Annotated in this window: 9 protein-coding genes and 1 pseudogene; 6 read left to right on the top strand and 4 right to left on the bottom strand. The window is 38.6% G+C overall.

The window, feature by feature from the left end:
* Positions 1-211: 211 nt before the first annotated feature.
* From IEX12_RS16400 to IEX12_RS16390, 3 genes are read right to left on the bottom strand one after another with little or no spacing between them, the layout of a single operon-like run.
* Positions 212-2026 (bottom strand): ABC transporter substrate-binding protein, encoded by a 1815-nt coding sequence (locus IEX12_RS16400; protein ID WP_102414717.1) that lies wholly within the window; start codon positions 2024-2026, stop codon positions 212-214.
* A 23-nt stretch (positions 2027-2049) separates the two neighbouring features.
* Positions 2050-3570, bottom strand: a complete 1521-nt coding sequence (locus IEX12_RS16395) for an ABC transporter permease (protein ID WP_088052585.1) — start codon at positions 3568-3570, stop codon at positions 2050-2052.
* Positions 3571-3583: 13 nt separating this feature from the next.
* A complete protein-coding gene (locus tag IEX12_RS16390; RefSeq protein ID WP_088053534.1) occupies positions 3584-4960 on the bottom strand; it encodes an ABC transporter permease in 1377 nt (458 codons plus the stop codon).
* A 200-nt stretch (positions 4961-5160) separates the two neighbouring features.
* Here IEX12_RS16390 and IEX12_RS16385 point away from each other — a divergent pair, with 200 nt between their 5' ends.
* On the top strand, positions 5161-6900 hold the full coding sequence (locus tag IEX12_RS16385; RefSeq protein ID WP_088052584.1) for an ABC transporter ATP-binding protein: 1740 nt from the start codon (positions 5161-5163) through the stop codon (positions 6898-6900).
* Between the two features lie 604 nt (positions 6901-7504).
* Here IEX12_RS16385 and IEX12_RS16380 read toward each other — a convergent pair.
* On the bottom strand, positions 7505-8092 hold the full coding sequence (locus tag IEX12_RS16380; RefSeq protein WP_088052583.1) for a DUF2961 domain-containing protein: 588 nt from the start codon (positions 8090-8092) through the stop codon (positions 7505-7507).
* 394 nt (positions 8093-8486) lie between these two features.
* On the opposite strand from IEX12_RS16380, the gene IEX12_RS16375 reads away from it, so the two are divergent.
* The 5 genes and pseudogenes from IEX12_RS16375 (at position 8487) to IEX12_RS24005 (ending at position 16431) form a co-directional block, all read left to right on the top strand.
* Positions 8487-10547, top strand: coding sequence for a hydantoinase/oxoprolinase family protein (locus IEX12_RS16375; RefSeq protein WP_088052582.1), 2061 nt, complete (start codon positions 8487-8489; stop codon positions 10545-10547).
* On the top strand, positions 10537-12219 hold the full coding sequence (locus tag IEX12_RS16370) for a hydantoinase B/oxoprolinase family protein (protein ID WP_088052581.1): 1683 nt from the start codon (positions 10537-10539) through the stop codon (positions 12217-12219). Before IEX12_RS16375 ends, IEX12_RS16370 begins: the two co-directional genes overlap by 11 nt.
* Positions 12220-12269: 50 nt before the next feature.
* A complete protein-coding gene (locus tag IEX12_RS16365; RefSeq protein ID WP_088052580.1) occupies positions 12270-13040 on the top strand; it encodes an IclR family transcriptional regulator in 771 nt (256 codons plus the stop codon).
* A 24-nt stretch (positions 13041-13064) separates the two neighbouring features.
* On the top strand, positions 13065-14663 hold the full coding sequence (locus IEX12_RS16360) for an OPT/YSL family transporter (protein ID WP_102414716.1): 1599 nt from the start codon (positions 13065-13067) through the stop codon (positions 14661-14663).
* A gap of 276 nt (positions 14664-14939) precedes the next feature.
* A pseudogene (locus IEX12_RS24005) lies at positions 14940-16431 on the top strand (IS1634 family transposase).
* Positions 16432-16861: the final 430 nt, after the last annotated feature.

Raw genomic sequence — 16861 nt, 5'->3', positions numbered from 1 at the left:
TGGACTGTACTTACTCGATACCGCAATATTCATGGGTAATTTTTCTGTCCCTGTTAAACAACACATTGTCAAAATAACAGCAGTTAGAATCTCAACCTTAATCCCTACTCCACCTAAGCCCGGTCACTCTATAATTTCGAAAACCGGAAACACAGAGACTGCCCCAACAACAATCATTCTGGGACAGTCTCTTAAAATAATCTCTTATTGCTTACTTGTTATCTTTATACTTCTTTAGGTATTTTTTCACCTTTTCCGGATCAGATTTCAGTTCATTTCCAGTATCTACAAGCGGACTAACCGTTGAAGAAGCCTTTAATTTGTTACCATGATAGAAGTCAAGAAACTCATCTTGATTAATCGAGTACAAAACAGCTTTTCGCAAATTTTCACTTTCAGCTACTTCCCTGTTTTCCGTATTGAATAATAAGTAGGTTACTGCATTGCTTTCAATACTTTGTCTCGTTAATTTATCATCCTTATCAACAACATCGTATTTGGTTTCCGGAACACCATAGTATAAATAAATTTCACTGTTGCGTAATGCAGAAAGTGTACTATCCGCATCTTTGATAAAGCGGACTTTAACAGTAGAAATTTTCGGTTCATGTTCTGTATCTTTCATGTAAGCGGGATTTTTATAAAAGGTTGCTTCATAATTATCTTTGGAAGATAAAATGTATGGACCGCTTGCATACAACGTATTATTGTACTTGTCACCTTCTGTTACTGTATCCTGGTCACCATAAGCAATATCTTTGTTTACATCGTAGGAATCAACATCGTACGTATTAATACTTTCCACTTGTTTTTTGGATACAATGCCTGCAGATTGATGTGCCAAATAGTTTAGTACTTGTGGAAATGGTTCCGTTGTTGTCAGTTTTATAACTTGATATTTTCCTGCTTCATTATTCGCTTTGTTCTTATCGGAAACAAGTTCATTAATATCTGTATCCAGCCCTTTTTCTAGTGCTGCTTTTATCGTATCGTCCCCACCAGATATCGTAACAGCTTCCAGTGCATCAAGATCTGTTACTACTTCGACATCTTTAATATGTTCATGTAACGTATATGTTCGATGATCGGGAACAGAATTTTTGTCTTTTGCCCTGTTTAAGGAGAAAATTACATCATCGGCACCAACGCGTTCCCCTGTATCTACTGCCTTGCCATCCTTGATTTCAGCAAAATTAATATCATCCCTTAATAAAAAGTAATAGTCAGAGTTACCTTCCGCTATGCCGAAATTATAACTGAGTGATCCGTCTGAAGTAACTTCATCATCATCCGTCAGATTTACAATACGTACATACATATTTGTATTAATCGTATTGATGGAACCGTCATTTCCTTTAATCGGATCCAGTGATGTTAGCGTTGAACTTTCCTGTGATAGCATAAGTGGATCTTTATCCCGTTTTGATTTATCCTTGAAATCAATTGTTTCCCAGGCAAGTGCACGGGATTTTGAGAGTCTAATAGAATCCTTATCCAATATGTCCGTGTTAATGCCTTGCGTTTTAAAGGAACCATAAAGTGGAACGATATATGCTTTATCAAATACAAGCTTCTGCTCTAACTGCTTATACGTTTCCACGTATTCTTCAGGTGTTTCGATACCTGCTTGATCAATCAGTTTGTCAATTTCGTCATCAGCAAGAATACTATAGTCACCACCGGTTTTAAATAGAGACCGGACCGCATAATCCGGATTTCCCGTTACTGTTGTCCAACTTGATAATGCAACGTCAAAATTTCCAGCGTCTTGCTGCGCTTTAAAACTGCCATAATCCGGCTGTAGATTCAGTTTTACATCAAAGCCATTTTTAATCAGCTGGTCACGAACAATATTTATATCATCTTCTGAACTGCTCATTCCAAGTATTTCGATTTCCGGATTTGACCCGTCTGAATTTTTATCCGAGTCGGCATCTTTTTCTTTAGAAACTTCTGATTTTGTTTCTATACAAGCAGTCAATAACAAAATCAAGCTAAACAATACAAGTAATAGTCTTTTCTTCAATCTGAACTCCCCCTGATATTTATTTAATCCATTTTCGGATCAAGTGCATCCCGCAATGCATCTCCTAAAAAATTAAATGACAATACAAGCGCAATAATAGCAAAGCCTGGAAAGATTGCCAGATAGGAATTAGACTCCAGGTATTCACTACCCAGTTTTAAAATGTTTCCCCATTCCGGAATATGTGGTTCTACACCAAGCCCAAGATAGCTGAGACTGCTTGTTGCAATAACAGCTCCACCAATTGTGAGTGTTGCCTTAACAATCATTGGCGCCAGTGAATTTGGAACAATATATTTAAAAATAATCGATAAATCACTTGAACCAAGCGCACGAGCAGAATCCACAAACTCATAATTCGACACCATCAATACATTTGCCCGCATCGTTCTTGCATAGGTAGGGATAGAACCAACACTAAGTGCAAGGATTAAATTAATCGTGTTTGCCCCAAAAGCAGCAATGATTGCGATCGCCAACAGCAGACCAGGGATGGCATACAGTACGTCAAGTAACCGCATTATTATATTGTCTGTTCGCTGACTATAATAGCCTGCTAATGCCCCAAATATCCCCCCGATAACTGCTGGGATTGCAGTCGATGCTATGCCCACAACAAGCGATATTCGTGCACCAAATACAATTCTTGAAAATACATCTCTACCAAAATTATCCGTACCAAGCGGATAAGCCGGACTTGGTGACTGAAGAATCGCACTGTAATTATTTTCAACCGCCATATCATAGTCAAACGTGAAATAGCTGCAAATTGATATGGAAAACGCTACGATGATAAAAAGCATACCTAACATCGCCGTCATATTTTGGGATATTTTTTCCCAAATCCCATTCCACTTACCTGTACCCGGCCTATAGTTGTTGCGGATTTTAATAAGCAAACTGCATCCCAGTAATAAGGCAAAGAAATTCCCAGTAACAGAAATGATAAAAAGCGGAATCACAATAAATATCATTCGTTGATCCACTGTATGTCCGTTTGCGTATCTCGCAACAATGAAAAGAACAGCTATCTGAAATAGTGTAATGATAAATAGAACAATCATGGCTATAGGAAATAGATTCGCAACATAAGGCTTAAAGACATTCAGCGCTGAAATGGCGATTATCGCTATCTGTGTAAGCACCATATATACAGCAAAGGTGTATTCCGGTGTCTGTTTCATTTTTATTAAATTAAGGGCAAAAATAACTATAAAAATATTTCCTGTTAATATACTGAAGAGTTGAATATACCCCCATTTTCTTGTATGTTTTTGTATTTCCCCCAACATTAACAGGTCTTTTTTTATCTTTTGTGTAATAACAATTTGCATCCCTGTAAATATTGCATACGCGACAAAAGCTATAAACAAATAAGGTTTTATAGTAAGACTAGTTATATCGATACTGGCCAATAACAAAACAATGGTAACAATCAGCGACAGGATACAAGTGAAATTGGCCTGTGTATATTCAACATATAACTTCAATGCATGTTCATGTTCGTTTTTATTCTCGTGAACTTTCCCTTTAATATTTAACATTGCTGCACCTGCTTTAATATTGTTTCATCTTTGAGCGGATACGCGGGTCAAAAAATGCATACATAATATCAATAATCACATTGACTAAAGAAATTGTAATCGCAACATAGACAACACCTCCCATGATCGCTGGGATGTCGGGAATAAATTGCTTGTCAACGATGTAACTGCCTATACCGCTTATATTAAACACTTTCTCTGTAACCGCCGCCCCGCCTAGCATTCCACCAAATAACAAACCAATCACCGTAATAATCGGTATCATTGCATTACCGATCGCGTGCTTACGTAAAACCTGTGACTGACTTAGTCCTTTTGATTTAGCAGTTATAATATAATCTTCGTTAATCACTTCAAGCATCGATGAACGCGTCATCCTTGCAACAGATGCCGTAAGTGCTGTGCCAAGTACAATGACAGGCATAATCATGGATAACCAGCTCTCCGGATTAAACGTAGCTGGCAACCATTTCAGTTTGATTGAGAAGCCTAATATGAATAAAAGGCCTTGCCAGAAATTTGGAATAGACAATCCTATCAACGCAATAAACATGAATGTATAGTCCAAAAATGAGTTACGTTTCATCGCTGAAATGATTCCAATTGGGATAGCAACCAATACTGCCATAATTAATGAGATTACAGTTAATTTAAAGGTTACAGGAAACCGGTTAGCAATACTTGCCGCTACATCCTCTTTTCCTTCAAAGGACAGTCCAAGATCAAACGTGGCAATTCCTTTCATCGCTTCCCACAATTGAATAAAATAAGGTTGATCAAGCCCATGCAAATGATTAAACGCTGCAATCTGATCTTTTGTTGCCGTTTCTCCAAGAATATTAGCCGCCGGATCAAACGGTGATAAGTACAAAATAGTAAACACAAAAAATACAACACCGACCACAACAAATATCGTCATGAACAGTCGTTCAACCAAATATTTGATGTAAGGGTTACTATATAAAAGAATGAAGCTATACATAAGCAGTCCCGGAATAAACGATAAATATAAAAACAGTCGTTTTAATAAAAGCTGTTGAAAGGTGCCAGCAAATGTTACCCTTTCTCTTCCTTGTTCTTTTAATTTTTTTGTTGTCTTTTCAGCAAGTGTTTTGTCAAAATACTCAGCTGTCCACTTCTCCACTTGATTATCTATTTGCTTTTCACTTATATCAGTATTAAAAAATTTCCGTTTCTGTACTAGCTCATCCTTAAATTCCAGCTTCATTCTTTCACTATATTCTGATGAAAGCAAGGATTGTTTTATTTCTTCACGTATAGAAAAATACGCATCATTTTTCTTTCGGAATAAATAGATGACAAACACATATAAATAAACTGGCAAGCCCAAAATAAACAGGATAAATTGATATGTATGCCTGTGTTGCATCTTTCCATACGTATATGGAATCAACCCTGGTAGATCAGCAGTTTTGACGTCACCACCCTCCACAAAATGTACCCCCTTTATTTCCATTAAATTTGCAAAAACCCTAGTTATATAGTAAACTTTATAATATTACTAATCCGATGTCAATACTCAGGATTCTACAATAGTATTTTTAATGATGGATATGGCAGGTGAAACAGTTGGAACCTATATTGCAAGTTAATAATTTAAATGTATCCTTTCAAACTAGAGATGATGAATTTGAAGCCGTAAAAGGTGTTAGTTTTGATCTGAATAATGGAGAAACTCTTGGTATAGTAGGAGAATCTGGAAGTGGCAAGAGTGTTACTGCCCGGGCGATCATGCGCCTGCTCCCCTCACCACCTTCTTATATAAAAGATGGAGAAATTACTTTTCTTGGAGAAAATCTTGCCAATAAAACAGAAAAAGAGATGGAATCGATACGTGGGAGAGATATCGGTATGATATTTCAGGATCCAATGACTTCGCTTAATCCAAGGATACGAATTGGCAACCAAATAGCTGAAAGTTTAATAAAGCATCAACAATTATCGAAGAAACAGGCCAAGGAACAAACCATTGAACTTCTGGAGCTAGTTGGTATCAAGGACAGTGAACGTCGTTATAACCAATACCCCCATGAATTTTCGGGAGGAATGCGGCAACGCGTTGTGATTGCTATTGCACTTTCCTGCCGACCTGCGTTACTGATCGCAGATGAACCCACAACTGCACTGGATGTAACAATTCAAGCACAAATTTTAGCACTGATGAAGAATATACAAGAGCGCTTTGGTACATCAATTATTTTAATTACACATGACCTTGGGGTGGTTGCTGGTATGTGTGACCGGGTTGTTGTAATGAAAGAAGGAGAGATTGTAGAGACTGGGAAAACGGAAGCAATACTTACCGACCCCGAGCATCCGTACACTTTAAAGCTTTTACATGCGCTGCCACGTTTAAATGAAAAGAAAAAACCGAAGAAGGCACCACTTATTCAGACTAAAATGGATCCAAGTAGACCTTTACTTGCTGTCAAATCACTCAAGCAACACTTTATTTTAGGTAAAGGAGATGTCCTAAAAGCAGTAGATAATATTAGTTTCCATATTCAACATGGGGAAACACTTGGTCTAGTTGGGGAATCAGGTTCTGGCAAATCAACGACAGGTCGTTCCGTTTTACGTCTTAATGAACCTACAGATGGCAGTATTTTATATCAGGGAGTCCCTGTAAACCGGTTATCCAAAAGAGAAATGAAAGCAATGCGCCGCCATATGCAAATGATCTTTCAGGACCCTTATTCTTCGCTTAATCCCCGATTTAGGGTGATCGATATTATTGGTCAAGCGTTAGATATACATAAATTGAGCAAGAGTAAGGAGGCTAGGAAGAAGAGAGTTGAAGAACTGCTTGATATGGTCGGACTAGAATCATCACATGCCTTCCGTTACCCACATGAATTCTCAGGTGGACAGCGTCAGCGTATAGGTATTGCACGTGCACTAGCTGTGGAACCGAAGTTTATCGTCTGTGACGAACCCTTATCTGCACTTGATGTGTCCATTCAGGCTCAAATTGTAAAGTTATTGGAGGATTTGCAGCAGCGTCTTGGGCTAACCTATCTGTTCATTGCCCATGATCTATCTATGGTAAAGCATATTAGTGATCGAGTGGCTGTAATGTATGCGGGGAAAATTGTAGAACTTGCTGAAAGCGAAGAACTATACAGCAACCCGCAGCATGATTATACGAAATCATTGCTATCTGCGATTCCCATCCCCGATCCAAAAATTGAATCAAAGAAAAAAAGAACCTTGTTGACCGAACCGACCAAAGAATTTAAATTTGATGTTGAGAATTCCGAACTTAATGAGGTTTCTGAGGGGCACTGGGTAGCTATGCCGTGCAAGTAGTCCTATCTGAGGTGACTCCATTCCTGCCTTGGTGGAACAAGGAGAGCCCAGGTATCGGCTAATTGGTGTTTCCATTACATATTTATTCGACAAAGACGCTTAAATTCTTTGGGATAATAGGAGACTTTATTTATTCAGCGAACCCTAAACAGTTGAATAACTGAAGATATCTCCGCCTCATGAGCGGATCAAAAAATGAAATGCCTTCAAGTGGGTGTGGAATATAGGTTTAGATAAAAAGGCTAAAGTTGACTCATACTAAGGGTGAATTATATCGAGATATAATTAATAGACATCTAAATATAAATCCTTCTAATCAATCAAATAAACTATTTTATAGATAGGATTTTCAAAGAAACGCCCTGGCAGTTTGTAAGGGCGTTTAATGTATTATTAATCAATGAGGGCTACCAGGCCGCCTTCCGTTACTAAGACTGTAACAGAAAGCCTAAATCCCCCTATGCATTTCACGTAGATATCCGGTTCAACTGTTACAATCATACCGAATCAATAGTTTGGCCTCCTAATCCAAAGAACAGCACTACATAATCCAATAGCCCGATATGGTGAAGGTTATAACAAGCTCCACTAATCCTACTACCAACTATATCGGTCTACGCGCTTGCACATCTGGGAAAGTTGGAAAAGGTTGGTGAGGCTCCACTTGGTACCAATATGCTACTGAAGATACATCGTCCGAACGTTCATATAGTTTGATATCATCATTACCAATTTGTTGCAACACAACCTTTAGATTTTTATTGAAACGTATTGGGTCAGGTATATGCCATCTATATAGTCCATGCATTGGAAGCGCATCATTTCCGAATCCATGGGTAGGAATAGCATCCTTTTTGGGAAAGTTATCCCTTGTATGGTCCTTTGTAGACTGAAATGCATACCCCAAGAATGGTGTATTATAAGTAGATGATGTTATCGTCCCGTCCGACTGCTTCTTGTGAAATGCCCAAGCACCACCAAAATAATCCTCCGTACCTGTTCCGCAAATCGTTGGATAATGGTGATCGTCATCAATAAAGAATTTAAATTCTCCCTCTCCCCACCAATAACGTTCCAGAGCCGTAAGCGCTAAGTAGGTACCAACATAGTGACCGTGCGAAACTGTGGCAGTCGATAAACCGCAATATTTACTCACATCGTTTAATGTTATTTTCATTATTTTCATCTTCATACTGTCACTACCTTAAGCTTTAGTTGTGAATTTAAACGTTTAACTTTTTGTATAAAAATAATATGAATTTCTTAATAGAAGAGCTTGTATATGCTTCCCAAGATGATGAACCTTTGCCCTAATGTCGACGCCTTAGTGCCAACAGGACAAGGAAATTGTATAAGCTGCGGAAGATGATTACAAACATACACTTTAAAGAGTAAATATGGTATCGCTGCACTTTAACATAGCAAATGAGGCTGTCAGATTTTTTTAAAGCATTTTTTAACGAACCAACCTTTTAGGAACTAACCGTGTTTGTAAATTTTTTAAATATATGATAATGTGTAGAATATAAAAAAATGAACCACTGTTTCTAATATAGAACCAACTTATTGAAGGGAGTATGATATAGATGAGAGTCGCTACAGATATTGGCGGTACTTTTACCGATCTTATTTATATTGATAATGAAGGAAATATGGGATTTGATAAAGCGCATTCCACTCCACCAAATTTTGAAAACGGTATCATTGATGTCATTGACAAGAGCGGTATAAGTTTTGAATCTATTGATATGTTTTTCCATGGGTCTACCGTTGTTATCAATACACTTACAGAGAGAAAGGGGGCAAAAGTTGGACTAATTACAACAAAAGGAATCAGAGATGTATTAGAAATAGCTCGGGGCAATAGACCAGACTTATATAATTTTAAATATGAAAAACCAAAGCCTTTTGTTGAGCGATATTTAAGAAAAGAAGTAGAGGAAAGAATGGATTACAAAGGGGAGGTTCTTCAGCCGCTAAATAAGCAAGATGTCATCGATATTGTAGATTATTTCAAACAGGAAAAGGTTGAGGCGATAGCAGTTTGTTTATTACATGCTTATAAAAACCCCATTCATGAACAAGAGGTAGTCAGGATTGTGCAAGCAATTTGGCCGGGCATACCTGTTAGTGCATCAAGTGAAATAACTAAAGAGTGGAGGGAATATGAACGGACGAATACTGCCGTTTTAAATTCATATGTGAAGCCAATATTGAACACGTATATTAATAATCTATCAAATAGATTGAGTGATCATCATTATGATGGCATTAAATATATCATGCAATCCAATGGGGGAGTAACTACTTTCGAAAGTGCAAAGGACTATCCGATAAATTTGGTAGAATCAGGACCAGTTGCCGGAATTTATGGTGCAGCTGTATTAGGAGAAATGATAGGAGAGAGTAATATTATTGCTTTTGATATCGGTGGTACAACTGCAAAATGTTCATTAATCAATAATGGTGAAGTTCGGGTTACGACTGATTATTATATAGAAAGGTCGGAAAAAGGTGCGGGATATCCGATTAAGGCTCCAGTAGTAGATATTGTGGAAATTGGAAATGGTGGTGGATCAATTGCCTGGATTGACGAATTGGGTTCTTTAAAAGTTGGCCCACAATCCGCTGGTTCGAATCCTGGTCCGGTATGTTATGGACAAGGAGGAGAACAGCCAACTACAACCGATGCAAATTTATTAGTTGGTAGACTTTCCGAGAAAAACTTTGATTACCAGGTAAATAAACAACCAGTTAATAACGCGATTAAAGAAGTGGTTGCCGATAAATTTACTACGACAACAGAGGAGGCAGCATTAGGTATTATCGAGATGGCAAATTCCAATATGTTAAATGCGCTAAAGCTCATCTCGGTAAGGAAAGGATATAACCCTTCCGAATTCACAATGATTGCCTTTGGTGGCGGGGGGCCGATGCATGCAGCTGAACTTGCAAGGAACTTGGGTATGAAAAAAGTTATCGTACCGTTTTCAGCTTCCGTCTTTTCAGCTTGGGGCATGCTTATGACTGACATTCGTCATGATTATATTCAAACCTATTTACAGAAATTAAATAGAATTGAATTCAATGAAATTAATAATCTATGGAATAAGATGGAGCAAGAAGCCTTAGAACAATACACTGAAGAAAACATTCAAAATGAGAGAGTTATTTTTAATAAATTTGTTGACCTTCGTTATGAAGGTCAAGAGCATACGGTAAAGGTTCCAATTACGAATGATGCGTGGGATGCTAATTTTATAAAAAACTTAAAAAATAAATTTCATGAGTTACATGAACAAAGTTATACATTTATACTGCCAGATGCAGAAGTAGAAATAGTAAACCTTCACTTAACAGGTTTCGGCCAAGTGGAAAAACATAAATTGCGCAAATTAGAAGAAACCGGAGCTACATTAGAAGAAACTACTCTAGAATATAGGAATGTGTATTTTAGGGATCAAGGATGGGTAGAGATTCCAATTCACAGCAGAAATTTGTTAGATCCATCGCATGTTGTAATGGGACCGGCAATTATCGAGGAAAGTACGTCTTCAACGTTAATTTTGGATAATCAAAAAGCAGAAATCGATGCATTCGGAAATATTATTATTGAGATTGAGGTGGAAAAAGTTTATGAACAATAATAGCCCATTTGTAAACGAGGTAATAAAAGATTCATTATTATCGATTGGTGACGAAATGTTTGCTGCCTTGGCAAGGACATCAATGAGCCCGATTATTTATGAAGTACTGGATTATGCGTGTGGTTTAACGGATGCACAGGGGAATTTAGTCAGCCAGGGAAATGGGGTTACCTCGTTTATTGGCATGTTAAGTCCAATGGTTAAGTCGGTAATTGCCGATCACAAAGATGATTTGTATGAGGGAGATATCATTATTATTAATGATCCTTATACTGGTGGGGGTTCTCACCTCTCAGATGTTGGCTTGGTGATGCCGATTTTTTCTGATGGGAAGATAGTTGCTTTTTCAGCCAATAAGGGGCATTGGACGGAAGTTGGCGGGAAGGATCCCGGTTCTTTTACGAATGATGCTACTGAGATATATCAAGAAGGAATCCAGCTGCCCGGTGTTAAATTATTTGAAAAAGGAAAGTTAAATAAAGCGGTTGAAAAAATTATTTCCACAAATGTAAGGCTGCCCAAATTATCAATTGGCGATATGTGGGCCCAAGTTGCAGCATTAAGAACGGGCGCGAAACGATTTGTCGAATTATGCAACAGTTATGGATCGGACACGGTTACGGATGTTATTGATAACTTAATAAAAAGTTCTGAAACATACGCACTCAAAGAATTAGCGCTTTTGCCCAGAGGTTCTTTTGAAGCGGAAGACTTTATTGAAGGGGATCCAAAAAAAGGTGGGCCTTATAACATCAAAGTAAAAGTAACCATCACAGATGATGAATTTATTTGTGATTATCGGGGATCTCATCCACAAGTAACCAATCCAGTAAACTGCTCCTATTACGGGTTAGTTGCTAGTGTTAGGGTCATGTTTTTAGCCATTCTTCGGCCAAAGTTCAATATTACGGAAGGTTTGTTTAAACCACTACGAATTATCACTGATAAGCAATCCATTGTTTCGGCGGAAAGACCTGCTCCCGTATCTATGAATTTTGAAGCTAGACTTGGCGGAGCAGAATTGATTTGGAAAGCACTTGCCCCATCTTTACCGGATCGGCTTTCCGCAGGTCATTTGTTATCCGTATGTTCAGTAACATTGTCAGGGGTGCATCCAGATACGAACGATGATTTCCTTATTGTAGAGCCTTCTGTAGGTGGTTGGGGAGCAGGTGATAATCACGACGGTCAAGGTGGACAATTCTGTATGGGAGACGGTGAAACATATAATGTTCCTATCGAGGTAGCAGAAATAAAGTATGGTGTCAGAGTAAAAGAATACAGCTTCCGGGATGACAGTAGTGGCGCTGGTGAATTTATTGGTGGTAAAGGTGTCGTTCGATCGTACGAAATTTTAAGTGATAAGCAACATCTATCGGCAAGTTACGGAAGATTTTCATTTAAACCATGGGGGATGAACGGTGGGAATGACGGGGCATCCAGCCTGATAAAGGTTTATCGAAAAGACGGAGAAATTGTTGGCCCATTTGGAGTGTCGACAAGAATGGAGTTGAATAAAGGCGACGTTGCTCAATTGGTCACACCTTCAGGAGGAGGCTATGGTGATCCTAAGTTAAGAGATAAAGGAAAAGTGAAACTGGATGTCAAAAATGAATTTTTTAGCGAAGAAGAGGCAGAGAAACTATTTGATGTAAGGTTAAACGATGATTGATAAAAAAGGATGTTTAACCTTTTGAACATCCTTGAAAAGTGGTGGCATAGATGACTTTGAAAACTTTGGGAATCGCATTAGATGTATTAAGTAAGTTTACAAAACAACATATTACATGGGGATTAAGAGAACTTGCCAAGGAAATGGATATGAATCATACCGTCCTATATCGGATATTAAAAACTTATGAGAGTAAAGGATTTTTGGTACAGGATAACGTGACAAAGAAGTATGAACTTGGATCAAAGATGCTTGACTTACTATCAGCTGTTCAGCAAAAAGTCAATTTATCCGACTTTGTTGTTCCTATCATGAAATCGCTTAGTAATGAGACAAATGAATCTGTATTTTTGACATGGAGAGATGGTTTTGCTGGTACAACCGTGGAAATTTCGGAAAGTCCCCAGCAAATTAAATTTGCCGTATCCATTGGGTATCAAACCCCTCTCTATGTTGGAGCTTCATGTAAAGTAATCATGGCATTCCTGCTTCCGGCAGAACAAAAGGAAATTATAAATAATGGAACGAATAAATTTACGGATCGGACCTTGGTAGAAAAAGAGGAAATTTTAAGCAGTCTGGAAGAAATCAAACAACAGGGATGGTGTTACTCAGAAGGGGAATTTTCAGAGGATGTTTTCGGTATCGGGGTGCCCATCTTTGGAAAGGATGAGAAAATTCTCGGGTCGTTAACCATTGCGGGGCCCATTTACCGGATAACTCCAGATAAAAAGAGTCTATTTTTAGACAGGCTTCTGAAGGGGAAAACGGAAATTGAGCAATCTATTCAATTATTAGGTGTTGATGATGTATATAAATAACCATGAAATTAGGGAGGTTCAGCGATGGAAGAAAAAGAATTCATAGATGTTAAACACCCAGAAATAGAACATCCATCTATTAAGGATCCTGCAATATTAACCGTAATCATTTTCTTAGCGGTAATCGGTGCAATAATCGGAGTTCAGTTAATTACATCATTGGGGATTTCAGCAAACACATCGATTGTAGGTGCTGTTTTTGCCATGATTTTGTCCCGAATACCGTTGCAACAGTTAGTCAAATTCAAATCGATTCATTCCCAAAATTTAGTGCAAACTTCTATCTCTGCAGCAACCTTTGGGGCCGCAAGCAGTTTAATTCTCCCAATCGGTATCCCATATGTGTTGGGAATGACTCAATTAATTATTCCACTTTTCATTGGCGTCATCATGGCGATGTTTGTTGATGCGTTGTTATTGTATAAGTTTTTTGACACGAAGGTTTTCCCGGCAAAAGAAGCTTGGCCCCCTGGTATTGCTACTGCAGAAGCCATTAAAGCTGGTGATGAGGGCGGAAAAAGAGCCAAATATCTTCTGACAGGAATCGGCGTTGGAATAATAGGCTCGATATTAAAAATACCGATGTCGGCATTCGGTGTCGCTTTCATCGGAAATATTTGGGCACTTTCGATGTTTGGTTTGGGTTTATTGGCTAGCTCATATTCTCCATCAATCATAGGCGTTAATTTAGATGATTATTATATACCGCACGGATTTATGATTGGTGCAGGCATTGTAGCACTGTTTCAAGTTTTGTTCATTATATTTAATAAGAACAAAAAGGTCAAAAATGAGGAAAAAGCGTATGCAAAAAATACAAGGGAGATTGGCCAAGGGTTCGGCTACGGTTTTATAGCGTACGTGATTGTTTCCATTATTATGGCTATCATAGGCGGCTTGTACACAAATATGTCGCTTTTTATGATCATTGGTTTTGCCTTATTTGCAGCGGCGGCAGCATTTGCCCATGAACTAATTGTCGGTATTGCTGCCATGCATGCAGGCTGGTTTCCAGCTTTTGCAGTTGCATTAATCACACTAATCATTGGAATATTAATCGGCTTTCCGACTGAAGCGTTGGCCATGCTGGCAGGGTTTAGCGCATGTACAGGAGTAGCATTTGCTGATATGGGTTACGATTTGAAAACCGGGTTTATCTTGAGGGGAAACGGCGAGGATCCAGCATTTGAAAAAGAAGGGCGGAAACATCAATTGTTAGTTGCAATGGTTGGATTTTCTGTTGCCGCCATCATCGTGCTGCTTACCTTTAATCATTATTTCTCCCAAGGTTTAATTCCACCTATTAATCATGTATATGCGGCTGCAATCCAATCAGGTGTATCTAATAGTATTGCTCTGCATTTGATCATATGGGCTATACCAGGAGCAATTTTACAACTTATTGGAGGATCGGGAAAACAGCTGGGGATTTTGTTTAGTACAGGCTTGTTATTAATCAATCCGCTTGCTGGGTGGGCTGTTTTAGTAGGTATCATTATCAGAATAATTGTACTTAAGAAAGCTCCCCAACATGAACAAAATATGACGATTATGGCTGCAGGAGTCATTGCAGGAGACGCGATTTATAGTTTCTTAAATTCGATTATTAAAGTGGGTAAATAGAATATAGGGATCATTTAATTCAGAAAACTCATTATTATTGTTAAACATCGTTATTAAATAACCCCCGCCTCTATAGTAAAATCAATAGGCAGGGGTTATTTAGTGCCTTTTCAATTACAATATCTGAAATTCCCTAGGAAAAGAAGTCAATAATTCGCCGTCACCATCTTCATTACCCATATTCCCCGCCCACCCTACAACTTATAATCTTTTTTGCAGGACTTCGTTGCTAAAATTGTCGAAGGGTAAAGGTACAAGTCCAATGAGGTGATGACATTGAACAACACAGCCCCGCAAATTCCCGATTTTCAAGTATGCCATGTAGGAGTTGCACCCATTATTCGTCAGTTAATTGAGGGCTAATCAAGCGGATCGATGAACTATCTCACGTAAAAAAGGAAGATTGCAATATATCTTGGCACCTGCATTGGAGTAATCATGATCAATCAATTGACGAGTCGAAAGGCACTTTACAAAATAGAAGAGTTCTACGAGGGGCAGGATGTGGAATTATTATTTGGTTCAGAAATAGAGCCCATGATTTTAATGATGATGCATTAGGACGGGCACTGGACGCTCTTTACCATACTGACCTGAAAAAAGTTTATATCCAGGCGGTTCAAGGTGTGCAGGAAGCTATATCAGCTTTGAGTTTAGACAGACTTCATATTGATACCACCTCGTTTGTGTACACAGGACAGGACAAGGAAGCGATCATCTTCTTAAAATTATGCGCGGTTATTCCAAAGATCACCGGCCGGATCTGCCGCAAATAAAGTTCGGAATGGGAACAACGGGTCAGGGAACTTCGGTATATGGAGAAACTCTGGATGGAAACCAGGACGACAAAAATGAAATGGCCACTTTTCGAAGACCATAACGGACTGGTTTTCCCCGGAAGCGTTGGCAAAAGACAAACTGGATGGAAAGACGTATCTATTTGTCATTGTTCACTCCAATAAGTGGGACGGACGAAAACAAAAAAAGTATCACATCCCAAATCGAAAAAGAAAAACAGAAGTGGGAAAAAGACAAAGAAAAACTGGAGAAAAAGGACTTTTCCTGTGAACGTGATGCAAAGCTTGCCCTGTCCGAATTTCACCGCGGCGCTCATATGATAGAAAGATATGTTGCTTCAGAAACAAGGGCAGGAAAACGGAAAAAAACGGGGACGTCCCAAAAAAGGCGAAACCACGCCACCATCAGTGACGGTCTATACCGTAAAACTGGTCATTCATCCACCATCCGACGAACAATTGGAACAACTACGTGAAAAGCCATCGACCTTTATCCTGATAACAAACAATATGAATAAACTGGAGACGCCGGATGTGGAGTAGTTGCTAAAAGCCTACAAGGAGCAGCAAACAGTAGAAAACCGATTCCGATTTTTGAAAAACCCCTATTTTATCGGCAGAGACTTCCTGGAAAAGCCTAAGCGTGAAGAAGCTTTTGCCTATGTCATGATGTTAAGCGTGATGGTGTACAGCGTGTTCGAATGTCTCATCCGCTAAAGCATGGAAATGGAAGACGAGCCACTTGACTTGATGGGGGGCAGCAGAAACAGCTTTCGCCCAACAGGAGAATCCGTATTAGAGATTCTGGACACGGTTGATATCGTTCATTTCAAACAGGATGGGAAATAATAAGAGTATTACCGGAAAACGCAAAAGCAAGGGTGAAACGAATTTTAGGATTATTGGGAATGTACGATGCTGTTTTTACACAGCCAAATAGCAAAAATGCTGTCGAAAAACTGAGCAAGTAACAAGTGCATGAACATCCTTTGTCTGTTTTGTGTCGAATACTACGAGGTTTGTCATGTATTGTAAAAAAATGTCATAAAAACAACTTGGAATTGTTTTTATGACATTTGCATGGTGGAAAAGTATGGCTTTAATGTGTTTGCGGGGAATCTGGGTTAATACATTTCAAGGGCAAAGTTGCCCTTGAAAACTAAAAACCAAAAAACAGGAATAGCTACCGCTATTCCTACAAAAATCACTCATCCTCCACATCAACATCAATATAAAAACTAACCCTGCTCCCCAACAAATAATACTCCGAATAATGCACTGGAATATCATTATTATCATTAATAACTCAAGTATCGGACATGATAAATAAACCTCAACCTATGGTATAAATAGAACAGAGGTGATTTTATATCATGCTGCACCTGGATTAAGTAACGGGTT

Origin of the sequence: Lentibacillus populi (genome assembly GCA_014642895.1) — a bacterium.
Lineage (GTDB): Bacteria > Bacillota > Bacilli > Bacillales > Amphibacillaceae > Lentibacillus_C > Lentibacillus_C populi.
This window is presented reverse-complemented; position numbering and strand designations above follow the sequence as displayed.